The 22,487-nt window shown below is 69.1% G+C and carries 20 protein-coding genes; 10 read left to right on the top strand and 10 right to left on the bottom strand.

Going from position 1 to position 22,487, the window contains the following annotated elements; all coding sequences use genetic code 11:
• Positions 1–21: 21 nt before the first annotated feature.
• Positions 22–414, bottom strand: a complete 393-nt coding sequence (locus LK10_RS13295; protein WP_043124471.1) for a DUF3499 domain-containing protein — start codon at positions 412–414, stop codon at positions 22–24.
• Between the two features lie 99 nt (positions 415–513).
• On the opposite strand from LK10_RS13295, the gene LK10_RS13290 reads away from it, so the two are divergent.
• Positions 514–1,023 carry a metallopeptidase family protein gene (locus tag LK10_RS13290; protein ID WP_156144167.1) on the top strand — a complete coding sequence of 170 codons (510 nt, stop codon included), beginning with the start codon at positions 514–516 and terminating at the stop codon, positions 1,021–1,023.
• 40 nt (positions 1,024–1,063) lie between these two features.
• Here the strand turns inward: LK10_RS13290 and LK10_RS13285 are convergent, their stop codons facing one another.
• The 3 genes from LK10_RS13285 to LK10_RS21440 are packed head-to-tail and all read right to left on the bottom strand — an operon-like array spanning position 1,064 to position 7,009.
• A complete protein-coding gene (locus tag LK10_RS13285) occupies positions 1,064–2,659 on the bottom strand; it encodes a DUF5719 family protein (protein ID WP_043124468.1) in 1,596 nt (531 codons plus the stop codon).
• The gene (locus tag LK10_RS13280) at positions 2,643–6,395 is read right to left on the bottom strand and encodes a glycosyltransferase family 2 protein (protein WP_081998525.1); all 3,753 of its coding nucleotides are present in this window, start codon (positions 6,393–6,395) and stop codon (positions 2,643–2,645) included. Before LK10_RS13280 ends, LK10_RS13285 begins: the two co-directional genes overlap by 17 nt.
• 11 nt (positions 6,396–6,406) lie before the next feature.
• On the bottom strand, positions 6,407–7,009 hold the full coding sequence (locus LK10_RS21440) for a WhiB family transcriptional regulator (protein ID WP_081998524.1): 603 nt from the start codon (positions 7,007–7,009) through the stop codon (positions 6,407–6,409).
• A gap of 267 nt (positions 7,010–7,276) precedes the next feature.
• On the opposite strand from LK10_RS21440, the gene LK10_RS13270 reads away from it, so the two are divergent.
• Positions 7,277–7,966 (top strand): TIGR03089 family protein, encoded by a 690-nt coding sequence (locus LK10_RS13270; RefSeq protein WP_043124465.1) that lies wholly within the window; start codon positions 7,277–7,279, stop codon positions 7,964–7,966.
• A 3-nt stretch (positions 7,967–7,969) separates the two neighbouring features.
• Here the strand turns inward: LK10_RS13270 and LK10_RS13265 are convergent, their stop codons facing one another.
• Entirely contained in the window at positions 7,970–8,599 is a 630-nt protein-coding gene (locus LK10_RS13265) for a GtrA family protein (protein ID WP_081998523.1), read from the bottom strand.
• Between the two features lie 227 nt (positions 8,600–8,826).
• Between LK10_RS13265 and LK10_RS13260 the strand changes: the two genes are divergently transcribed.
• The 4 genes from LK10_RS13260 to manA are packed head-to-tail and all read left to right on the top strand — an operon-like array spanning position 8,827 to position 13,545.
• The gene (locus tag LK10_RS13260; protein WP_081998522.1) at positions 8,827–10,023 is read left to right on the top strand and encodes a 5-(carboxyamino)imidazole ribonucleotide synthase; all 1,197 of its coding nucleotides are present in this window, start codon (positions 8,827–8,829) and stop codon (positions 10,021–10,023) included.
• The gene (gene purE / locus LK10_RS13255) at positions 10,016–10,627 is read left to right on the top strand and encodes a 5-(carboxyamino)imidazole ribonucleotide mutase (protein ID WP_156144166.1); all 612 of its coding nucleotides are present in this window, start codon (positions 10,016–10,018) and stop codon (positions 10,625–10,627) included. Before LK10_RS13260 ends, purE begins: the two co-directional genes overlap by 8 nt.
• A gap of 8 nt (positions 10,628–10,635) precedes the next feature.
• Positions 10,636–12,249: an LCP family glycopolymer transferase gene (locus LK10_RS13250; RefSeq protein ID WP_231567760.1), complete on the top strand. Its 1,614-nt coding sequence runs from the start codon at positions 10,636–10,638 to the stop codon at positions 12,247–12,249.
• Positions 12,250–12,282: 33 nt separating this feature from the next.
• A complete protein-coding gene (gene manA / locus LK10_RS13245) occupies positions 12,283–13,545 on the top strand; it encodes a mannose-6-phosphate isomerase, class I (RefSeq protein WP_043124463.1) in 1,263 nt (420 codons plus the stop codon).
• A gap of 28 nt (positions 13,546–13,573) precedes the next feature.
• Here the strand turns inward: manA and LK10_RS13240 are convergent, their stop codons facing one another.
• Together LK10_RS13240 and glpX are read right to left on the bottom strand one after the other, a co-directional pair.
• The gene (locus LK10_RS13240; protein WP_081998521.1) at positions 13,574–14,713 is read right to left on the bottom strand and encodes a lipid II:glycine glycyltransferase FemX; all 1,140 of its coding nucleotides are present in this window, start codon (positions 14,711–14,713) and stop codon (positions 13,574–13,576) included.
• Between the two features lie 93 nt (positions 14,714–14,806).
• Entirely contained in the window at positions 14,807–15,844 is a 1,038-nt protein-coding gene (gene glpX, locus LK10_RS13235) for a class II fructose-bisphosphatase (protein ID WP_043124462.1), read from the bottom strand.
• 146 nt (positions 15,845–15,990) lie between these two features.
• Here glpX and LK10_RS13230 point away from each other — a divergent pair, with 146 nt between their 5' ends.
• The 4 genes from LK10_RS13230 (at position 15,991) to LK10_RS13215 (ending at position 19,535) form a co-directional block, all read left to right on the top strand.
• Positions 15,991–16,593, top strand: a complete 603-nt coding sequence (locus tag LK10_RS13230) for a DUF4245 domain-containing protein (RefSeq protein ID WP_043124546.1) — start codon at positions 15,991–15,993, stop codon at positions 16,591–16,593.
• A 37-nt stretch (positions 16,594–16,630) separates the two neighbouring features.
• On the top strand, positions 16,631–17,245 hold the full coding sequence (locus tag LK10_RS13225; protein ID WP_043124459.1) for a carbonic anhydrase: 615 nt from the start codon (positions 16,631–16,633) through the stop codon (positions 17,243–17,245).
• A 72-nt stretch (positions 17,246–17,317) separates the two neighbouring features.
• Positions 17,318–18,751, top strand: coding sequence for a class II fumarate hydratase (locus LK10_RS13220; protein WP_043124458.1), 1,434 nt, complete (start codon positions 17,318–17,320; stop codon positions 18,749–18,751).
• Positions 18,752–19,043: 292 nt separating this feature from the next.
• Positions 19,044–19,535 (top strand): NUDIX hydrolase, encoded by a 492-nt coding sequence (locus LK10_RS13215; protein ID WP_043124456.1) that lies wholly within the window; start codon positions 19,044–19,046, stop codon positions 19,533–19,535.
• A gap of 4 nt (positions 19,536–19,539) precedes the next feature.
• Here the strand turns inward: LK10_RS13215 and LK10_RS13210 are convergent, their stop codons facing one another.
• The 3 genes from LK10_RS13210 to LK10_RS13200 form a co-directional block, all read right to left on the bottom strand.
• Positions 19,540–20,055: a prepilin peptidase gene (locus LK10_RS13210; protein WP_043124453.1), complete on the bottom strand. Its 516-nt coding sequence runs from the start codon at positions 20,053–20,055 to the stop codon at positions 19,540–19,542.
• Positions 20,056–20,110: 55 nt separating this feature from the next.
• Positions 20,111–21,430: a PhoH family protein gene (locus LK10_RS13205; protein WP_081998534.1), complete on the bottom strand. Its 1,320-nt coding sequence runs from the start codon at positions 21,428–21,430 to the stop codon at positions 20,111–20,113.
• 243 nt (positions 21,431–21,673) lie between these two features.
• Entirely contained in the window at positions 21,674–22,432 is a 759-nt protein-coding gene (locus LK10_RS13200) for an isoprenyl transferase (protein WP_043124451.1), read from the bottom strand.
• Positions 22,433–22,487 lie beyond the last annotated feature (55 nt).

Raw genomic sequence — 22,487 nt, 5'->3', positions numbered from 1 at the left:
ATAGAGCACGGCGTGTCAGGTTCAGTACATCTCGGGGAGGATCCGCAGGTGGCGTCCCCCGGAAGGCATTTCAACCCCGGGAGGCGGCGTCAGCATGCTCTGGCCCTCGCGGTTGGGACGTTGGGGCGCTTCGGCGGGCACGTCGTCGTCCTCGCCCGCGTCTCGCACTGCCTCGGCCAGCGCAAGGAGGTCATCGGGGCTGGGCTGCCGCGCCGGGAGCGCCAGCCTCAGGACTTCCCAACCACGCGGAACGGTGAGCTTGTCCGCGTGCTTGGCGCACAGGTCATAGGTATGCGGCTCCGCGAACGTGGCGAGCGGTCCCAGCACGGCCGTGGAATCCGCATACACATAGGTCAACGTGGCGACCGCAGGCTCACGGCAGGCCGATCGGGAACAATGGCGGACTTCTCGCACAGCCAGTACCCTACTCTGCGCTCGCCGCGTGTGTCGTGAGCGACTCGGCCGGAGCGCCGCGGTTAGCGCGGGGTTCGAGGGCAGGACTACTCTCGATACATGCAGGATCGTTCCACGCCGGGGCCCTTGGGCCTGAGCATTCGCCCTCTCCCGCCCGCCGGCGAGCAGGGCGGGGGCCGCCACCGCGGATTCCGTGAACGCCGCCGCAACCGGCACGGACGGGGACTACGGGGCGAGATCATGCCCGCGATCCTGCCGGGAAGCCGCACCCGGGGGGAACGATTCGAGGATTGGGTGCTTGACTCGGCAGATCGGCTCCAAGAACTGCGAGGCAGCGAACTCGACAACGTCGAGTACGTCGTGGAGGAGATCCCACCGGGTCTCGAGAAGATCCTCCGCGACGGCGGCCGCGTCCCCCAGGGGAATGTCGCGCGGGCCGCCCAAGGCCGCCCCGCGCGAATCACGATCTACCGCCGCGTCGTCGAGACCGAGGCGCCCTCGCCGAGCGAGGCCCAGGATCTGGTCCATGACGTCGTCGTCGAGTACACCGCCGTGCTCCTGAACGTCGAACCCGAATCGCTCGACCCCTACTACCGCGGCTACCGCTGAAGCCGGACGCGGGCCGATCTCAGCGTGGCCAACGCCGTTCTCAGTAGCCCAGCGTGACCGGGATGGACTCCCGCCCGCCCGCGGGCGGCAGGATCGACGCGACCGAGATGCCGTTGCCCTGGTCTGCTTCGAGGAGCAGTGAGCCGTAAGCGGGATCCCCGGAGGACGAGACCGAGTAGGCGGCCGTCTTCGCGCCGTCGACCGTGTCGGGCACCTGCAGCGTAGCCGTGGTGCCGCCCGCTACGTCGAGAGTCACCGGCGCGTGCAGCTTTCCGTCGTCGCTGATCGGTGTGGCCGTGATCCGCGCCCTCCCGTCAGGGACGGCGAAGACGAGGGTACGCTGGCCCACCTCGCCGACGGGGACCACGTGCCCGTCGCCGAGCCGCGGCTGTGCTCCGGAGACTGCAAAGTCCAAGGGCTGCGCCGGACTCGTCCCCTTGACCATTCGGACGCTCGCTGTGAATGAGACATCGGAAGCCGCTGAGATCGAATACTTGCCCGCAGGAAGGCCTGCGAGTGGAATCTCGGTCACGGACCCCGCCTTGGCCGTGAATACCGCCCCCGAGGGCAGTGTGACCGGCCCGTTCTGACCGAACACGCGGATTTGGACGATTGCGTTGGCCGCCCCCGGCACGGTGACCTGGAGCGCGGCCGTCGCATCGTCGAACCCATCCTGCGATGCGAGAGCGCTCGACGCCGCAGGATCCTGGAGCTCAACCCCGGTCGCGACGGCGCGCGTCGAGGGCGCACCGACCGGAGTGAGGAAGTCCACGCCACCGGGAGTAAGCCCGCGGAGCGTGCTCTGCTGGATGACGGCCGCGACGGGTCCCCCAGAACTGCGGACGTGCACCGAGAGATTGCGCTGCCCCGGCTCGAAACCTCCGAGCACGAACGACTTGGTTGTCCCGGGCGGCACTTGGATCCCCCGGCTCCCAGCCGGGACCTGACCGAGAGGCTGGTCCCCGTAGAAGTCGAGGTCGACGCTCGCCGGAGTCGTCGTCGGATTGGTGAGGTAGAGCACCGATGTACGGCCAACGGTGGTGCTCGCCCCGCCGAGCCAGAGGTCGTTCGACGGCGATGCGCAGGGCCCGGCGGCGAGACCGCGAAGGTCACCATCGGTGGCGGTGTACCGGAACAGTGCGGCGGCCGAGGACGGCCGATCCTCGAGGGCCGAGGCAGTCAGGAGCGCAGGGCCGGTCGTGGCTCGGCTCGCGACGACCGCGGGGGCAGACGACGGCGGAGTGGCGCTAGCCTTCTGCGGGTCGCTGACCTTCTGGAGCACGGACCCGTCCACACCGTTGATCGAGCTTGCCGGAAGTGCGCCCGAGGGCTCTCCGAGCACGGCCGCCGTGAGCAGGCTCGATGCCGTGGTGCTGGCTGGGCTGAATTGGGGGTCGCCCTGCACGGGGGTTCCCTGCAGGAGCTCGGCAGGGCCCGGACAGACGCCCACGGTCTGGCCCACAGGAACATCAACCGAAGGGGCCGTTCCTGGGCGAAGCGCCGCAGGGGCTGGCACGGCGTTGGCCGCTACCACGAGCCCCGTTCCTGCACCCAAGACAACGACACCGGCAGCCACACCGAGGGCACGCCGCAAACGGCGCTTGGTCTGGTTACTCGCCTTAGACTCGCGCGTCATTGGTCTTCCTTGCTGTCTCGTCGCGCCGCGAGTCCCGCTTGCCTGACTCGCCACGTTGACCTGACTCGTCGCGTTGAGCTGACTCGTCGCGGCTGCCTGACTGCTCGCGTTCACCTGACTCGTTGTGTTCCACACGCTCGTCGCGTTGACCTGGCTCGTCGCCTTCGCCCGACTGGTCGCGTTCGCCCGGTTGGTTGTGTTCCACACGCTCGTCGCGTTGACCCGGCTCGTCGCCTTCGCCTGACTGGTCGCGATCGCCACGCTCGTCGCGGGGGGCGTCTCTGTGACGCGCCGCGGGAGCTGGCTGCACAGCAGGCTTCACGGGACCAACAGGCTTCACGGGACGCTCAGCGGCTGGCTCCCCCGCTGGCTCCCCCGCGGGCTGCATGGCAGGCTTCGCGGGACGTTCAACAGGCTCTCCCTCCTGTCCCGGGGCACCTGTGCTTCGCCGGGCACCGGCACGCCCCTGCGAACCCCCGGGCCTGCGCCGGGGCGCGGGACGGGTGGGGATAGCGGTGAGTCCGGCGAGGACGAGGACGACGGCGGCGAGCAGGCCGAGCGGGAAGGCGGCCGGCTGGTCATAACGGACGTCGACCTGTCCGCCTGAGGCAGGCAGGGTGAACGCCTGAGCCCATCCTTGGGTCGTCGAGGTGAGACGGTGGCCATTGATCCACGCCGACCAGTGGGGATCGCTGCGTTCTGCCAGAACGAGGAGGCGCCCCTCGGGGCCTGCGGGGACGGACGCGTGAACCTCTTCCGGTCCAGAGTCGAGGGTGCCGAGAACGTTGCCCTTCACGTCGACGATGCTCGCCCGATGGGCGATCGCGGTGTCCTTGGCTCCCTGCTGGCCGGGAGGCGTCACGCGCCACAACCACCCGACGTCGGTCTGCCCCACTGCCACGAGGCCCGGAACTGCGTCCATCTGGGACGCCGTGACCGCGTCCGCGGAGTCGCGCTGCTGGAGCACGACGAAGCCCACGCCCAACGCGTCGAGATCCGGCCGCGGGTCCACGCCCGAGGAGCTCGAAACCGTGGCGACGGCGCGGCGGATCGCGGAGTCGGCGGCGTCGTCTGCTGCCATCGAAGGCGAGGTGAGGTCTCCCGTGACCCGACTCGCCGAGGCGACAGCCGTCAGCGCGTCGAGCGTAGTGCCCGAGCCTCGCATGAGCGCAGCGGTGAAGCCGCCCTGAGCGGTGCTGCGGAGGACGAGCGTCTTGGTCTCTTCGCCCCCGAGACCCAGGTCGCTTGCGGTCGCGGGGAGCGTACGGGTTTGGCTCGGGGCGACCTGGAGGGGGCTGCCGAGACTTCCTTGGGGAGCCGCAACGGGAGCGATCCCGGCCGCCGCCCAGCGAGCGAGGCCTACCGTTGGGCCCGCAACAGCAAGGATGAGCGCCACGACAAGGCCGACGGTCCCTACGATCAGGAGGCGGTCGGCTCCGGCGGACCTGAGTCCCCGCATCTGGGCTGCTGCCTCACGACGATCCAGCACTCGGTCCACGCCCACCACGGCCGCTGCGAGCAGGGCGATCAAGGCTGCTGCAACCGCTGGGCCCGCGAAGGCGGGCACGAGGCTGTCTCCCGCAACGGCCACCGGCAAGCGCGAGACCGCCCAGGCGAGTGCGAGCGCGCCGACCGCGACGGCGCCAGCCGAGCGCGCGAGCGCACCGCGACGACCTGGGAGGGCCACCATAGCGGCGGCAGCCGCGGCAAGAACGGGAACGCCGACGAGCAGCGCCTCAATGACAGCCCAAGGCACTCCTGAAGGCAGCCACCCCACACCTCCGAGCCCGGCCCTGGCATCGAATGCCACCGGCTGCCCGAGCACAAGCTGCCACGGCGCCGCGGGCGCGTAGGCCGAGGGAACTCCGGGATCGCCGAGCCATGCCCTCGGATCGTCGGGAGCAGAGAACCAGACCGGGAGGAACAGCACGACCGAAGGCGCAAGGATGAACCACAGCGAGCGAGCGCGCTTCCGCAGCGCGACCGTGGCGACGACAACGACGACGATGGCGAGCGCGAGCAGGCAGGGCGAACCGGCGGTCACGACTGCGAGGGCGAGACCGCCGGCAGCGGCAGCCGTCCAGGACGGGACGCCCCCGGAACCGGGGCGCGGAGTCCTTTCCACGCCGATGGTCCCGCGGACTCTCGCGGCTCCGACAGAGCGGATCACGCCGAGCGCGGCCCACGGGAGGAAGACATACGCGACGACGGCGCCGAGCCGGCCCTGCGCTACGGACTCCTGGAGTGCGGGCGCCCCCGCCAATACGAGGCCTGCGACGACGCGCGGCCAGCGATGTGACGTAAGGGCAGACGCGAAAGCCCAGCCCCCGACTCCTGAGATCGCGGGAGCAAGCACGAGGGTCCAGGCGACGGCGCGGTTCGGATCCCCGACGCCGAGAACGCCCAGCGCCCAGAGGATCAGGTCGAACGGGTCGCCGTGGCCCGGCTGTCCGGCGCCGAGCTGGGTCCACCACGATGTTGCGTGCTGCCAGATTGCACCGAGGTCCGTCGAGACCGGCAGGAGTGCCCCGCCGGTGACGGCCTGCGCGCCGAGGAGCGGGACGAGCGCGATCACTGAACTGGCGAGGGCGAGCACCGCGACGACGATGGCGCCTGTCCCCGCCCAGCCGCGCGCCGCGACCGCGAGGGATGCGAAATCGTCGTCCGAATCGCCGGTCGGTTCGGCGTGGGCGTCATCGCTGCCGGAACCGTCGCCGATCACCCGGTCAGGATCGGAGTACTCGAGGAACGCGCGCCGGTGGCTGCGGATCTCTTCACGCGAGGCGCGCACCCCGCGAACGGTGCGGCGTGCGACGGCGCGGCTGCGGGAGGCAGCCCGGCGCCCCCGCGCCAGCGGCATGACGCCGCCGAGTGCGGCGAGAGCGGCGGCGCAGCGCGCCACGCCGACGCTCGGCTCCTTGTTCACGAGCGCAGCAATGAGCGCCCAGAACCCGGCGAAGAACGCCCCTACAAAGTGGAACGGGAGCGACCAGAACGAGGCGTGCTTGAGCCGCGTGTAGACCTCGGCGCGATGCTCGGCGAACGGCGTCGGAGCGTTCTCGGGGCGGTCCGCGACGTGGCGCATGCGGGCTGCGGGCACGACGACGACCCGGTGCCCTGCAAGGCGCGCGCGCCAGCAGAAGTCGACGTCGTCGCCCGTCCAGGGGAGCGCGGGGTCGAAGCCCCGCAGCGCGTCCCATACGTCGCGCCGCACGAGCATGCCGGCCGAGTTGACAGCGAACATGTCGCTGCGGTCGTCGTATTGCCCTTGGTCCTGCTCGTCGTCGTCGATGAGCGGGAGGCGCTCGGCCCACCTGCTCGCGAAGAGCCCGACGTCGACAAGCCGTCGCGGCTCGTCCCAGTCGAGCTGCTTGCAGCCAGCGACCGCGACTGCGGGGGCGCGCTCGACGGCGAGGAGCAGCTCGGCAAGCGCGCGCGGTTCGGGGGCGGCATCGTCGCGGAGCAGCCAGATCCACTCCTCGACAGGCCCTGCGCCGCCCGTGGGACGGGGGGCGACGGCGAGGGCTGCGGCGATCGCGGCGCCGAAAGCTGCCGGGGCGTCGACGACGGAGCCCTCGCCGAGCGAACGGCGCAGGACGTCGCCGGAGCCGTCGCGCGAGGCGGCGTCGGCGCCGATGAGGACGTCGGCAGGACGGGTCTGCGCGGCGATGGCCGCGAGGGTGTCTGGAAGGTAGCCGACGCCGTCGTGGGCGACGACGACTGCGGTAACGTGCACGCTGTCCAGGATCAGACCGCCCGCTTGCGCAGGCGGCGCCGCTCGCGTTCCGACAGGCCACCCCAGATGCCGAAGCGCTCGTCGTTGGAGAGCGCATAGTCGAGGCACTCCGCCCGGACGGTGCACGAGCTGCACACCTTCTTGGCGTCGCGGGTCGAGCCGCCCTTCTCGGGGAAGAACGCTTCGGGGTCCGTCTGGGCGCACAGCGCGTCGGCCTGCCACGCGAGTTCGCCCTCGATGGGTGCCGCGGACTGGAGGAGGCCGAGCCACACGGGCTCCGCCGGGCGCACCATCGGCACGCGGCCCGGCGACTGCCGCTCGAGAAGCGAGACGACCTCGGCCTCGCGCTCCTCGCCCGGCTCCTCGGTATCGTCGGCAAGCTCATCGTCGGCAAGCTCATCGGGGGCGAGCACGCTGTCCCCCAATGCGGCGTGCTGGGAGAGGAACGCGGTCGCTGCGTCCTCTAGCGCGGCGGCCGACATCTCGCGGTACCGCTCACCCGCCTCGGGGTCGGCCGGGTCCACGTACCAGTCCGCCGGGATGCCCCGGGGACGCGCGTACATGGCCTGTGCGGCCTCGATTTCTTCGTTCTGGAAACGCTCCGCCTGTCCCACGGTGCTCCTCCTAGGTGGTCGTCCACGCCCGCCTGCCTGAAAAGGCACCAGACTCCGGGAGGCTCCCGGCTTGGCCCCATCTGCCGGCGCAGTTACTGTCCGGTTCTAATTACACGTGTGTAAGTCTGTCCGGTCAAGCGCGGGGCGGGAATTGTAGCCAGCGAAATTGCTGGGCCGCCGCTTCGCCACGCCCGAGCGCGTGGGCTGAAATGGACGATTCGGGGAAGCTCCGAAGGACGATGTCCGAGGTCAGGCCAGAATAGACCCATGGAATCCACTGTCGCGTCCGTCCTGCACCGTCTCCGAGGAGGCAACTCGTCGGCTCCTCGGCTCACCTGGTATGGACCCGCTGGCGAGCGGGTCGAGCTCTCGGGCCGCGTGCTCGACAACTGGGCCGCGAAGACCTCGAACCTCCTTGTGGAGGAACTCGACGCCGAACCAGGCACGCGTATCCGCCTCGACCTCCCACCGCATTGGAAGAGCGCGGTCATCGCCCTCGCGGGATGGCAGGCAGGGGGCGTGCTCGTGGACGGCGAGGCGGACATCGTGTTCTCCGCTGATCGCGGTGGCGACTCCTCGGGCGGCACGGCGCACATCGTCGTCGCCCTCGGCGCGCTCGATGTCGCCTACCGCGGGGAGCTCTCCGACGGCGACCTCGACTACGCGGCGCTCGTGCGCCAATTCGCTGACTCCTTCGAGCCGTTCGACCCGCCGGGCGCGGACGACGACGCAGCCCACCTCGGCGAGGAGCGCTTCACGCAGTCGGAGCTGCTCGAGAGCTTCGCGGAGAAGGCCGAGCCGGGCGCGAGAGTCCTCGTCGATGCTGGGCGGCCGCTCCGGGAAGTCCTTGCGGCCCTCCTGGGAATCTGGGCAGCCGACGGCTCGGCCGTCCTCCGTCATCCGGATGTCGAGGACACCCCGAGGCTGCGGGCCACGGAACGAATCAGCGTGGGGTAGCCGTCAGGCCTTGTGCCGCTCGTTCCCGCTACGGGGCGCACCAGGTGGCGTAGCCCCGGGCGCTGCAGCCCCCTGCGCTGTAGCCCCCTGCGCTGTAGCCCCCTGCGCAGGCTTCCCCGTCGCGGCGAGGCTCCCGGTGGGGTCGTGTTCGAAGATCTCGTGGTCGCCCTGATAGCCGGGCTCCGTGTCGAGCTCCTGATTGAAGACCCAGAAGCGGTAGGCGAAGAAGCGGAAGATCGTGCCGAGGATGAGACCCACGATGCTGCCGGCAACGAAGATCGAGACCTTGTCGGTCATCTGCAGGATGTACTTCGTGAAGGCGACGCAGCCATCGGCGATGAGAAGGCCGACGATGTTCATGACGGCGAAGAGAACCGCCTCGCGCACCACGTTCGCCTGCTTCCGGTGGCGGAACGTCCAGTACCGGTTCGCGACCCAGGAGAAGATGCTCGCCACGATCGTCGCGATCGACTTGGCCCAGACCTCGCCGCTGTGGAGCGGGCCGTTGAGGAGCCAGATGAAGATGACGGAGTCGACGACGAACGCGAGGCCGCCGACGACTCCGAACTTCGCCACTTCCCGCCAGAAGAGCGAGACGAGACCGTTCAGTCGATCCGAGATGGCGTTAATCATGTTCCTCCGAGTCCGTGCACTGCGGCCCCTTGCCTCGGGCCCGTCGCCGCGTTGGGCACCAGCCGTTAGAAGCCGGTCCTGCAAGCCAGACTCGGTGAACCATGGAAGCTCGGGGAAGATCTGGCTGCGCGGCGCTCAGGCAACTATTCTACGCGCGAAGCCGAGCCGCCCTCAGGCTGCTTTCAGGGTTCACAGGGACGAGCCTCCCGGTTCGGTAGGCTTGGCGGGTGAGTTTCCCTGTGATCGGAGTCGTCGGCGGCGGCCAGCTGGCCCGCATGATGGCCCCTCCCGCCACTGCCCTCGGACTCGAACTGCGCGTCCTCGCCGAGGCCGAAGACGTCTCGGCGGTCCCAGCCGTAGCGACCGCCCCAGTGGGCGACTACCGGAATCTGGACGACCTCCGCGAGTTCGCCCGTGGCGTCGACGTCCTCACCTTCGACCACGAGCACGTGCCCACGGAGCATCTCCTGACGCTCATCGCCGAGGGTGTCAACGTCCAGCCCGGCCCCGCGGCGCTCGTGCACGCCCAGGACAAGCTCCGCATGCGTGCTGCCGTCGATCGGCTGGACCTCCCCAACCCGCGGTGGGCCGCAGTGCACCACGTCGACGACCTCGTCGCGTTCGGCGACCAGATCGGCTGGCCGATTGTCCTCAAGACGCCGCGGGGCGGCTACGACGGAAAAGGCGTGCGGGTCCTCGGCTTCTCCGCCGACGCCGCAGCTTCCATCGACTGGTTCGGCGCGATGAGCCCGCTTCTCGCCGAGGAGATGGTCCCCTTCTCCCGCGAGCTCTCAGTACTCATCGCTCGCACGCCGAGCGGCGCGTCCCGCGCGTGGCCGGTCGTGCACACAGTGCAGGTCAACGGCGTGTGCGACGAAGTCATCGCGCCCGCCCCCGGCCTCGATCCGGCCGTCGCGCAAGCCGCGCAGTCGGCCGCACTCGCCATCGCGACCGAACTGGGAGTCACGGGCGTCATGGCAGCAGAGCTCTTCGAAACGCCTGGCCGGGGTCCGGGCTTCCTCGTCAACGAGCTCGCCATGCGCCCGCACAACACCGGCCACTGGACCCAAGACGGATGCGTCACGAGCCAGTTCGAGCAGCACCTCCGCGCGGTCCTCGACCTCCCACTAGGCGGCACAGGCGTGCTCGGCGAGTGGGCCGTCATGAAGAACATCCTGGGCGGGGAGAACACCGACCTCTATTCCGCGTTCCCCGCTGCTCTCTCGGCTGATGCCGAGGCGAAGCTGCACACCTACGGCAAGTCCGTCAGGCCGGGCCGAAAGATCGGCCACGTGAACCTCGTCGGCGGGGAGGGCTCCGAGCCCGAGGATCTCCGAACCCGCGCGGCCCACGTGGCCGCGGTCGTCCGCGATGGAGCGCCGAGCGCTCACCATTCCGATGCTCCGAAGGAGATCCATGAGTAACCCCGGAGCCGCCCAGCCGCTCGTCGGCCTCGTCATGGGGTCCGATTCGGACTGGCACGTCATGGAGGCAGCCGCCGAAGCCCTGGCCGAGTTCGGCGTGCCGTTCGAGGCCGACGTCGTCTCGGCCCACCGGATGCCGCACGAGATGGTCGCCTACGGCGCTTCCGCACGCGAGCGGGGGCTGCGGGTCGTGATCGCGGGCGCCGGCGGTGCTGCGCACCTCCCCGGCATGCTCGCCGCCGTCACCACGCTTCCGGTCATCGGGGTTCCGGTCCCGCTCAAGACGCTCGACGGAATGGACTCGCTCCTCTCGATCGTCCAGATGCCGGCGGGCGTTCCCGTTGCGACCGTCTCCATTGGCGGGGCCCGCAACGCGGGCCTCCTCGCCGTGCGGCTCCTCGCCTCCGGTACCGACGCGCTCGCGGACCGGCTAGCTGCCGACCTCGCCCGGTTCGCCGACGACCTCAACGCCACCGCGACCCGCAAGGGTGAATCGCTGCGCCGCAAGGTCGCCGAAGTCTTCCCGCCAGGGGAAGCATCAGGCCAAAGCGCGGCAGCCTCGGGCCACGGCACAGCCGAAGCCGCCCCAGGAGAGCCCGGATAGGGGGCCCGGTGATCTACGGCCAGCAGACAGCACCCGACGGCGCACCCCCGCGGAGCCGACTGACCGAACCGCTCAGGCATCCCGAGCAGGCCCCCGAGAGCCTTCGCACCCGACGCGCAATAGCCCTGCTAGCCCTCACCCTCGTGCTGCCCGGGAGCGCGCAGCTCGTCGCCGGAAGCCGAAGGCTCGGACGCCGTGCCGTAGCCGTCACGTGTGGCGTGTGGGCCGCCCTGCTCATTGCGCTCGTTGTCGGACTCATCAACCGCGGCCTCCTCCTGACCCTCGTGACGGATCCCATCTCGTCCGCTGTGCTCATCGGAGTCCTTCTCGCGCTCGCCGCCGGGTGGGCGTTCCTCTGGGTCGACACGCTCCGTCTCATGCGCGTGCCGCTGCTGGCACGCCGACTGCGCCCAATCGCCGTCGTCGCCCTCGTCGCATGCCTCGTCGCTACGAGCGGCACGCTTGCCTACGCCGCCTACCTGACGAACGTGGCTCGCGGCGCCGTCGGGAGCATCTTCTCGGCCGGCCCCGCCATCGCACCTGTTGACGGTCGCTACAACTTCCTCATCATGGGCGGCGACGCCGGCGCCGACCGCACGGGACGCCGGCCGGACAGCCTCTCCGTGCTGAGCGTCGATGCCTCGACCGGGCGCACTGCCCTCATCTCGGTGCCCCGCAACCTGCAGAACGCGCAGTTCGCGGACGGATCGCCCATGCGAACCGTGTACCCGGACGGCTACAACTGCGGCAACGATTGCCTCATCAACGCGATCAACACCGAGGTGACCCAGAAGTACGCGAACCTGTACCCGGGGGTGCGCGACCCGGGGGCCCAGGCCACCATGGAGGCGGTCTCGGGAACGCTCGGGATCAAAGTGCAGGCCTACGTGCTCGTCGACATGGACGGATTCGCCCAGCTCGTCGACGCCCTCGGCGGGATCCGGGTCGACGCAGGCGGCTGGGTCCCGATGAGCGGAGCGGCCCTCGATGACAGCGGCGATCACGCCCAGCCCGTGGGCTGGATCTCACCAGGGCCCCAGACGCTCGACGGCTTCCACGCCCTCTGGTACGGGCGCTCCCGCGAGTTCGCGAGCGATTACGACCGCATCGCCCGGCAGCAGTGCATCCAGCAGGCCATGATCAAGCAGCTCAATCCCGCGACAGTCGTTGCCAAGTTCGAATCGATTGCGAACGCGGGAACGAAAGTCGTCGAGTCGAACATCTCGGCCTCCCAGCTGGGAAGCTTCGTGGACCTGGCCATGAAGGGCAAGGGCCAGCCGGTCACCCGCCTCGTCATCGGTCCTCCCGACTTCGATGCGAGCTTCCCGACGTACCCCGACTTCGGCCAGATCCATCAGAAGGTGCAGGCCGTCCTTGCCGCCAACGCATCCCCGAGCCCGAAGGCAGCCGGCGGCCCTTCGCGCGGCGGCGTTGGGCTCGCCGTCCCCGTCGCGATCCCCGCACGGCTCGTGACAGCTCAGGCACCCGCGAACCAGTACAACTTCGTGGGGCCGGACGGAGTGCCGGTCAACGCGGCACGCCTCGACTACCTGTTCAAGACAGGGCAGAACCAGACGCTCGATGCGATCATGGCCGGGAACGGCCAGTGCACTCCCCTCTGAGGGGACCTACCTGAGAGGCAGCCAGAGCAGCCGATGCACCTCCTGCTGAACACCCTCCGCCCCTACGCCTGGGGCTCGACGACCGCGATCGCGCAGCTCCTCGGCCGGGCGCCCTCTGGAGGGCCCGAAGCCGAGCTCTGGATCGGCGCGCACCCTGACTCGCCTTCGAGGGTGAGGGGCGAAGGCGAACGCGAGGACACCGCGCTCGACGAGCTCATCTCCCGTGACCCCGAGGCTGCTCTGGGCGCCGAGAGCGTCGCCGCTTTCGGGCCTCGCCTGCCGTACCTCCTCAAGGTCCTGGCCGCGGAGCGCCCTCTCTCGCTCCAAGTCCACCCGACCCTCGCCCAGGCTCAGGCCGGCTTCGCGGCGGAGGAGGCCTCCGGCGTCGAACGCGGAGCGCCGCACCGCAACTACAAGGACGACAACCACAAACCAGAGATGATCTTTGCGCTGAGCCGCTTCGAGGCCCTGTGCGGCTTCCGCTCACCGGGCGATGCGGCGGCTCGCTTCGAGCTGCTCACCGCGCTCCTCGCGGGCCAGGAGGCGGCCGAGGTCACGGAACAGGTCGCCGAACTCCTGCGCGGCCCGGACGAGGGCGAGGCGATTCGAGGTGCCTTCGCGCGCCTTCTTACGGGCGGCAGCCAGGTCCGTTCCGCAGTCCAGGCAGCCGCCGGGGCGATCGAAGGCTCGGGAACGGACGACGCCGCGCTCCTCACCGTCGCGGCACTCGCCCGTGACTATCCCGAGGACCCGGGCGTCCTCGTCTCGCTCCTGCTCAACCGGATCACGCTCGAACCCGGTGAGGCGCTCTCCCTTGGCGCTGGGAACGTCCACGCCTACCTCTCGGGGCTCGGAATCGAGGTCATGGCCTCCTCAGACAACGTGCTCCGCGGCGGCCTCACCCCCAAGCACGTCGATGTCCCCGAGCTCCTCAGGACGGTCGCCTTCGAGTCGATCCCGGTGCCGATCGTGCGCCCGGACGAGTCTGCCCTCGGCCAGGAGCTCTACCGGCCGGGGTTCGCAGAGTTCCAGCTCCAGCGCATCCACGTGCCAGCCGTCGAGGCGGGGCTCGACGCTCCCCGGCCGGAGCCGGTGCCGGTCGCGCAGGCGGGGGCCGCCGTCGTCCTCGTCGTGGACGGATCACTGACGCTGGATACGCCCAAGGGAGATCTCGTCCTCTCCCGCGGCGAGGCGGCCTTCGTGCCCGACGTCGAAGCTCCCGCACTCGCGCACCCGGGCGACGGCGGTGTCCTCGCCTTCGCCGTCACAACGGGACTCGCGACGAAGCTCGGCTGACTGACAGCCGGGCCGCCCCGGGCCTGGACTACCGGCGGACGAGCTGCTTCGCGCGGGCGGCGGTTCCCTTCGCCTGCTGCACCGCGCTCTTCGCCTGCACGACCGCAGCCTTCGCCGCCGACCTGCCCTTTTGCAGGGTTCGGCGAGCCAGCGGCATCCCGGTCGCGTACACCGGGTACAGGGGCGAGAGGGGCAGCTCCCAAGTTCCCGCAAGCAGGTTCTCGTGGGGCGCGAACTGCTTCTTGAAGTCCGAGATGCCGTCGTTCAGCAGACCGTTGAGGTCGTAGCGGGTGCACCCGTCAGCCTTCATCTCGGTGAACGCGGCCCATTTGACGCCGTAGTTCGCACGGGCCTTCTGACCCGCCGCCGTCACGCCGCCATAGAGCTCGAAAGCGGTCCCGGCGCTCTTGGCGATCCAGACGAATGCGACTGGCTCGCCGTCGTCGAACGCCGCGACGATCGGCGAGTCCTCCCCGAGGAATCGCCAGATGTCGCGATAGTAGGCGTCCGAGTGGATGCCGAAGCCCGCCCGCTCCGCCGTCTCGCGGTAGATGGCGAGGACCTTCTCGAGTTCCCCCTCGCCGGCGACCCGGCGGAACTTGAGATCGCTCTTGAGGTTCTTGCGGACGTTCGCCCGTGTCGTGCGGGACATCGCCGCCATGAGCTCATCCTCGCTCTGGGCGAGGTCGAGGATGAGAGTGCGCGGAATGAGGATCGTGCTCTCGGTCCGGCGGAATCCCGCAGCAGCGAGTCCCTGCTCCCCCACCGACCCCGCATCCCAGTCGGGCTCAGCGACGAGGGCGACCGAACCGCGCGTCTCACGCACATGACGGGCGACGGCGTCGACGACCTTCGCGGCGTCCTCCGGCGCGCAGACCGGCCCGCGCGAAAGGTACGCGAGCGACCTGAGCGGCCACGGCAGCGCGCGGTACAAGACCTGGGCTCCCCCGAGCACGGTGTCGCCGTCGGACACCGTGAGCCGCTCGACCTGCCAGTGATGCGCGGCCTTGACCTCGCCCCAGCCCCACAGTTGCAGCGGGTGCCCCCCGTGCTCGTTGACGAGGTTGTCCCAGGCCCCTTGATCCGTGCAGGCACGGACGGTCAGGCTGCTGGAAGTCGGGCTACTGGCGGTCCGGCTGCTGGAAGTCGGGCTGCTGGCGGGGGTCATGATCCTCCTGCTGTGGGGAAGGCAAAGGCCGCGGGCCAGTCTAGCCGCGAGGGGTGAATCAGGCGCGCGGCAAGTGGGCCAGCGTGCCGGGAATCACGCCTGGCGCGCCCAGGGCTCCCACTTGCTCGAGTGGTGCTCGGCATCGACAAAGCGGACGGTTCCGGACTTCGAACGCATGACGATCGACTGGGTCTTGACGCGGTCCTTCTCATACCGGACGCCCTTGAGGAGGTCTCCGTCGGTGATGCCGGTCGCCGCGAAATAGCAGTTGTCGCTCTTCACGAGGTCATTGGTGGTGAGAACACGCTCGAGGTCGTGCCCGGCGTCGAGCGCCTTCTGCTTCTCCTCATCGCTCGTGGGCCACAGGCGGCCCTGAATGACGCCGCCGAGCGACTTGATAGCGCACGCCGCGACGATGCCCTCCGGCGTGCCGCCGATACCCATGAGGGCGTCCACGCCGGTGCCCGAGCGGGCCGCGGCGATCGCACCGGCGACATCGCCGTCCATGATGAACTTGGTGCGCGCGCCCGCCGCCCGGATCTCTTCGACGAGCGGCTTGTGGCGATCCCGATCGAGGATGCAGACGTTGATCTGGTTGACCTTCACGCCCTTCGCCTTCGCGATGAGGTGGAGGTTCTGCTTCACCGGGAGGCGGAGGTCAACGAGGTCCGCCGCCTCGGGTCCCGTCACGAGCTTCTCCATGTAGAAGACAGCCGACGGATCGAACATCGTGCCGCGCTCGGCGACCGCGAGTACAGCGAGCGCGTTGTTGATTCCGAGCGCGGTTAGGCGAGTGCCGTCGATCGGGTCGACGGCGACGTCCACCTCCGGGCCCGTGCCGTCGCCGACACGCTCGCCGTTGTAGAGCATGGGGGCTTCGTCCTTCTCCCCCTCGCCGATGACCACTACGCCGTTGAAGTGGACGGTGTGGAGGAAGGAGCGCATAGCGTCGACGGCGGCGCCGTCGGCACGGTTCTTGTCGCCGAAGCCCACCCAGTGGCCGCCGGCAATGGCGGCGGCCTCGGTGACGCGCACGAGCTCAAGGGCAAGGTTGCGGTCCGGCTCGTCGGCTCCGAGGGTGAGAGAGCTGGAAAGGGTCGAGTACTGGCTGTCGATCGGCGCAGGGGACACGGTGACCTCTTCTTCGAGTCGGATTTCTTTTGATCATAGTCTGCGGGGCGGCAGCGGTCCCCGGCGATGACGGGAGTCACATGGGTCGCGATGTGACGAGAAACGCGAAGTCGGGGGGTACGTCCCATATGCGGGACAATGGACGGGTGAGCAGCACGCACGAAGATGCCCAGGCCCAGACCGATCAGCCAGTGGTCAAGCCCGTCCTGACCCCCGGCGCAGCCAAGCGCGCCACCGCTTCGGTGACCGGGATGATCATGGCCCTCGCAGTCTCCCTGCTCGCGATCGTTCCCATTTGGCTCATCAGCGGCAACTCAGGGACTCAGGTCCAACGTCCGTCGGTCAACGTCTCCGCCATCGCCGCAGACGCGAAGGGCGTGGCCGGCTTCTCGCCAGCGGCTCCCTCGCTGCCCGCTGGCTACTCTGCGAACTACGCGCGGTGGATGTCGGGATCGTCGGACGGCGTCAACCACTGGGACGTCGGCTGGGTCACTCCGCAGCAGCAATTCGTGTCCATCGAGCAGACTGCATCTGCGAACCCCACGTGGATCACCCAGCAGGTCAACCAGGCCCCGGTCACCGGCACCCGGAGCGCGGGCGGGGTCACCTGGACGCTGTACGACAAGCCCGGCGTCGAGAAGAGCTACGTCGGCAAGGTCGGCAAGACGACCGTGATCGTGAGCGGCTCGGCGAGCTTCACCGAATTCGACGTCGTCGCGGCCGGTGTGGCAGCAACAGGCGGTAACTGACAGTCACAGGTAGACAGATGGGTCTAGAGTGGAGGGCGTGTCTGAGACCCTCACTCCCGCAGAAGCCTGGCAGACCCTCCGAGACGGCAACGAGCGCTTTGTCGCCGGAACGTCGATTCACCCCAATCAGAACGCAGCCCGGCGCAGCGAGCTCGTCTCGACGCAGAATCCGTTCTGCGTCATCTTCGGGTGCTCAGACTCCCGCCTCGCCGCCGAGATCATCTTCGACCTCGGCCTCGGCGACGCGTTCGTGGTCCGCTCGGCCGGCCAGGTCATCGACGACGCGGTGCTCGGCTCGCTCGAGTACGCCATCGATCCGCTCGGTGTCCCGCTCATCGTGATCCTCGGCCACGACTCGTGCGGCGCCGTCACGGCGAGCGTGAACGCGTTCTCCTCCGGCACCATGCCGCAGGGCTTCGTTCGGGACCTCGTCGAGCGGATCATGCCATCCGTCATCACGGCCCAGCGCAACGGCGTCACGACCGTGGACGAAACCGTCGTCGAACACGTCAAGCAGACCGGGGAGCGACTCCTCGAGACGTCCCAGGTCATCGCGCGCGCCGTCGAGGAAGGCCGGACCGCCGTCCTCGGCGTCTGCTACCACCTGGACGAGGGCAAGGCCGAGCTCGTTTCGGGCCTCGGCAACGTCTGAGGGCGCAAGGCCGCGTCGCAACGTCGAAAAGCCGGTTCGGAACGGTCTCTGCCGGGGGCTAGTCTGGGTGCCATGACTGACTCTGCCGTGCAGGATTCTGCCGAATACCGGATCGAACACGACACGATGGGCGAAGTGCGGGTGCCCGCGGCCGCCCTGTACCGTGCCCAGACGCAGCGCGCCGTCGAGAACTTCCCGATCTCGGGCAAGACCCTCGAGCGCAAGCACATCGAGGCCCTCGCCCGGGTCAAGAAGGCCGCGGCGCGCGCCAACGAGGATCTCGGCGTGATCGATGGGGATCTCGCCGACGCCATCGCTGACGCCGCCGACCGTGTGGCCGCAGGCGAATTCGACGACCACTTCCCGATCGACGTGTTCCAGACAGGCTCCGGGACTTCCTCGAACATGAACATGAACGAGGTCCTCGCCGAGCTCGCCACCCGGGCGCTCCAGGAGAAGGGCGTGGACAAGGTCGTACACCCCAACGACCATGTCAACGCGTCGCAGTCCTCGAACGATGTCTTCCCGACGTCGGTGCATGTTGCCGCGACCAACGCCCTGCTCAACGACCTCGTCCCCGCACTGACGCACCTCGCTGCCGCGCTCGGACGTAAGGCAGAGGAGTTCAAGGACGTCGTCAAGTCCGGCCGCACGCACCTCATGGACGCCACTCCCGTGACCCTCGGGCAGGAGTTCTCGGGCTACGAGGCCCAGGTTCGGTACGGCATCGAGCGAATCGAAGCCTCGCTTCCGCGAGTCGCCGAGGTCCCGCTCGGCGGCACCGCAGTCGGCACCGGCATCAATACGCCTGCCGGCTTCCCGCAGCGCGTGATCAAGCTCCTCGCCGAGGACACTGCGCTCCCGATCACGGAGGCACGGAACCACTTCGAGGCCCAGGCGAACCGCGACGGGCTCATCGAGGCGTCCGGCCAGCTCCGCAACATCGCGTACTCGATCATGAAGATCTCGAACGACCTGCGCTGGATGGGTTCCGGGCCCAACACGGGCCTCGGCGAGATTGCCCTCCCCGATCTGCAGCCCGGTTCGTCGATCATGCCCGGCAAGGTCAACCCGGTCATCTGCGAGGCCGCGATCATGGTTGCCGCTCAGGTCATCGGCAATGACACGACCATTGCGCTGTCCTCTACCAATGGCGCCTTCGAGCTCAACGTGGGCATCCCCGTCATGGCCGCGAACCTGCTCGAGTCGATCCGCCTGCTCGCCAACACCGCGCGCGTCATGGCGGACAAGATGGTCGACGGCATCACCGCGAACGTCGACCGCGCCCGCTTCCTCGCGGAGGCCTCGCCGTCGATCGTCACGCCCCTGAACAAGTTCATCGGCTACGAGAACGCCGCCGCGATCGCCAAGAAGGCCGTCAAGGAGGGTCTCACCATCCGCGAAGCGACGCTCGCCCTCGGCTTCGTCGAGCGCGGCGAGCTCACCGAAGAGCAGCTCGACAAGGCTCTGGACGTCACCACGATGACGGGCCAGGCGAAGGCCTAAAGTCTTCCGCCAACTCGGCGAGAGCCAGAACCCAACACCGCGGCGGGCGCCGTTCGGGGAACATCCCCCGGCGGCGCCCGCCGTCGTCGTCGTTCCATTCACCCGTCACCTCCCGCGGGTCCGCCACCATCCGCCCGTCACCTCCCGCGGGTGCCCCACCATCCACCCGTCACCTCCCGCGGGTGCCCCACCATCCACCCGTCACCTCCCGCGGGTGCCCCACCATCCAACCGTCACCTCCCGCGGGTGCGCCACCATCCACCCGTCACCTCCCGCGGGTACTCTTGAGCGCGTGCCCACCCCCGAATTCATCCTGGCCCTCCGCGACATGATTGGCGTCCATCCGCTGTGGCTGCCCGGCGTCAAGGCGGTGGTTACGGACGACGGCGGGCGGCTGCTCCTCGTGCGCCGCGCCGACAACGGGCGCTGGACGGTTCCAGCGGGGATCGTCGAGCCGGGTGAGGAACCTGCGATGACGGCGGTCCGCGAGGTGCAGGAGGAAACCGGCGTCATTGTCCGCGTAAGCCACCTTGCCGGCGTGGGAACGACGGCCCCCGTCGTCTACCCAAATGGGGACCACGCGCAATATCTCGACGTCGTCATGGCCTGCGAATACGTCAGCGGTGAGGCCCGCGTCAACGACGACGAGAACCTCGAGGTCCGCTGGTTCGAGTCGGATGCCCTCCCCGAGCTGCCGCCGCTGCACCGTCGCGCCATCGAATGGGCCCTCGATCCCCACGCTAGGGCACACTTCGTCCCCGAACCGGCGGGAGATGACCACTGAACGGCTAGGCGGGCAGGAGGAGCGCTACCGCGGCGCCGACGAGCATGAAAGGGCCGAACGGGATGGCGGTCTTCCCAGTCGCGCGGCGGAGCACGATGAGCACGACGCCGTAGAGCCCCCCGAGGAGGAACGCGGCTGCCGTGCCCCACAGGAGATGCTCCCAGCTGAGGTACCCGAGATAGAGGCCAAGGACCCCGGCGAGCTTCACATCACCAAAGCCCATCCCGGCCGGGTAGATGACGCGGAGCACGAAGTAGACGGCCCACAGCACCGCGCCCGCCCCGAGCACCCGGACGACTGCGCCGCCGTCGAACGCCCCTGCCGAACCGAACGCGGCAGCAATGGAAAGCGGCAGGGCCGCCCAATAGCTCGGCAGCACGATCCGATTCGGCAGGAGATGGCTGCGAATATCGATCACGGCGAGGCGTGCCGCCATCCACACGAAGTAGGCGAGGCATGCGACAACGAGCCAGAACGCGACCGGGCTCGTCTGCCAGAGCTCGGGGAGTCGGAGGGTCACCCTTGGACCCTATCCGACGACTCCCCTCACTCCGTGGAATGCCAGCCAGATTCCGCTAGATCTCGGCCCGTTCGAGCAGCTCAGTCACGAGCGCGGCGATCGGCGAGCGCTCGGAGCGCGTGAGCGTCACATGGCCGAAGAGCGGGTGGCCCTTGAGCGTTTCGACGACGGCTGCGATTCCGTCGTGCCGGCCGACCCGGAGGTTGTCGCGCTGGGCGACGTCGTGCGTGAGGACGATCTTCGAGTTCTGGCCGATGCGGCTCATAACGGTGAGCAGGACGTTCTTCTCGAGGGACTGTGCCTCGTCCACGATGACGAACGAGTCATGGAGCGACCGCCCGCGGATGTGGGTGAGCGGGAGGACCTCAAGCATCCCGCGGTCCATGACCTCGTCGATGACGGCGGGGCTCGTCACCGCGCCGAGCGTGTCGAACACGGCCTGGCCCCACGGGTTCATCTTTTCGGCTTCCGTGCCGGGCAGATAGCCCAGTTCCTGGCCGCCCACCGCGAAGAGCGGCCGGAACACAACCACCTTCTTGTGCTCCTGCCGCTCCATCACCGCTTCGAGGCCCGCGCACAGCGCGAGAGCTGATTTGCCCGTGCCGGCCTTTCCGCCAAGGGAGACGATTCCCACGGCGGGATCCATCAGAAGGTCGATCGCGAGCCTCTGCTCCGCGGAGCGCCCGTGGAGGCCGAACACGTCCCGGTCGCCCCGGACCAAGCGGACCTGCTTGTCTGCCCCGACGCGCCCGAGAGCCGAGCCCCGGGGGGACATGATGACGAGCCCTGTGTTGACCGGCATCTCCGCCGCCTCGGGCAGGAAGACCGGCTCGTGGCCGTAAAGCGCCGAGACCTCCGCCTCGCTCGCCTCGATCTCGGCGACTCCCGTCCACCCCGAATCGACGATCTGCTCGTTGCGGTACTCGTCCGCGTCAAGCTGCATTGCCGAGGCCTTGACGCGCATCGGGAGGTCCTTCGAGACGACCGTGACCGAGCGTCCCTCGTTGGCGAGATTCTTGGCGACGGCGAGTATCCGCGCGTCGTTGTCGCCGCTGCGGAAGCCAGCGGGCAGTACCTCGGCTGAAATGTGGTTGAGTTCGACGACGAGCGTCCCGCCCTGCGTGCCGAGCGGTATCGGATTGCCCAGGCTTCCGTGCTCGAGGCGGAGATCGTCGAGCAGGCGCAGTGCCTTCCGGGCGAAGTAGCCCAGCTCCGGGTCGTGGCGTTTCGCCTCGAGCTCGGTGATCACAACAACCGGGATCACGACCTCGTGCTCGGCAAAGCGCAGCACGGCCCTCGGATCAGACAGCAGCACGGAGGTGTCCAGCACGTAGGTCCGCCGCTTGAGCTCGGCCGTGTGCTCTTCGGACAGCATTCCAGTGGTCGTCACGTCGACTCCAGCCCCCAGGTTTCCCCGGCAGTCTCCAGTTCCTTCCGGCTCGGCCGCGAGGCCGGGCCGGCCTCCCGGAGCAGCTGCAAACGCAACGCCCAATTCGGCCTCCCCGCTCGGGGAGCGGATGCCCCCCGATGGCGCAACACTACGCCGCGTAAGGTTGCCGGGAAATGAACGTGGTGGGCATGTTGCCTGAATCACGGCTAGGGAACGGCTGGGCATCCTTCACGAACCGAAGCGACGTTGGCGTCCCGCGTAGTCGCGCAGGGCGCGGAGGAAGTCCACCTTGCGGAAGGCCGGCCAGAGCGCCTCGCAGAAGTAGAACTCGCTGTAGGCGCTCTGCCACATGAGGAAGCCGGACAGGCGCTGCTCACCCGATGTGCGGATCACGAGGTCAGGATCCGGTTGGCCCGCCGTGTAGAGGAACCGGGAGATGTCGTCGACGTCGAGCCGCTCGGCGAGCGCGGCGATGTCCTCGCCCCGGGCCAGGGCGTCGCGCAGGAGGTCGCGCACGGCGTCAACGATCTCGCGCCGCCCGCCGTAGCCGACAGCAACGTTGACGTGGAGGGGTTCTGAGGGGCTCGGCTTCGCGGTCAATCGCGCAAGCCGCTCCGCGAGGTGGTCCGGGAGAAGCTCCGGTGCCCCCATGGCGTGGACGGACACGTTCGGATCGTCGTCGAGGCGGTCGAGCGTTTCCGCGATGATCTCCGTGAGCTCCGAGAGTTCCTCGCTCGAGCGGTTCATGTTATCGGTCGAGAGCATGTAGAGGGTCACAACTCGCACGTCGAGTTCGCGGCACCAGCCGAGGAATTCGTGGATCTTGTCCGCGCCGGCCCGGTGGCCCTGTGCGCTGGGCGCATTGAACTGCCTCGCCCAACGGCGGTTGCCGTCCACCATGACCCCGATGTGGCCGGGGATGCTCTCCGGCGTCAGGCCGCGCTGCAGCCGGCGCTCGTAGTAGCCGTAGAGGAAGCCGGGAAGCATGGCCACCAGCCTACCGGCAGAGCGGAGCGGGACAGCGTCCAGACCCCTCCGGCGG

This window comes from Sinomonas humi (genome assembly GCF_000802235.1).
GTDB classification, from domain to species: domain Bacteria; phylum Actinomycetota; class Actinomycetes; order Actinomycetales; family Micrococcaceae; genus Sinomonas; species Sinomonas humi.
This window is presented reverse-complemented; position numbering and strand designations above follow the sequence as displayed.

Coding starts and splice junctions, on each gene's coding strand:
- LK10_RS13290 (WP_156144167.1), top strand. CDS start 514: ATGCAGGATCGTTCCACGCCGGGGCCCTTGGGCCTGAGCATTCGCCCT.
- LK10_RS13285 (WP_043124468.1), bottom strand. CDS start 2,659: ATGACGCGCGAGTCTAAGGCGAGTAACCAGACCAAGCGCCGTTTGCGG.
- LK10_RS13270 (WP_043124465.1), top strand. CDS start 7,277: ATGGAATCCACTGTCGCGTCCGTCCTGCACCGTCTCCGAGGAGGCAAC.
- LK10_RS13265 (WP_081998523.1), bottom strand. CDS start 8,599: ATGATTAACGCCATCTCGGATCGACTGAACGGTCTCGTCTCGCTCTTC.
- purE (WP_156144166.1), top strand. CDS start 10,016: ATGAGTAACCCCGGAGCCGCCCAGCCGCTCGTCGGCCTCGTCATGGGG.
- manA (WP_043124463.1), top strand. CDS start 12,283: ATGCACCTCCTGCTGAACACCCTCCGCCCCTACGCCTGGGGCTCGACG.
- LK10_RS13240 (WP_081998521.1), bottom strand. CDS start 14,713: ATGACCCCCGCCAGCAGCCCGACTTCCAGCAGCCGGACCGCCAGTAGC.
- LK10_RS13220 (WP_043124458.1), top strand. CDS start 17,318: ATGACTGACTCTGCCGTGCAGGATTCTGCCGAATACCGGATCGAACAC.
- LK10_RS13205 (WP_081998534.1), bottom strand. CDS start 21,430: ATGCTGTCCGAAGAGCACACGGCCGAGCTCAAGCGGCGGACCTACGTG.
- LK10_RS13200 (WP_043124451.1), bottom strand. CDS start 22,432: ATGCTTCCCGGCTTCCTCTACGGCTACTACGAGCGCCGGCTGCAGCGC.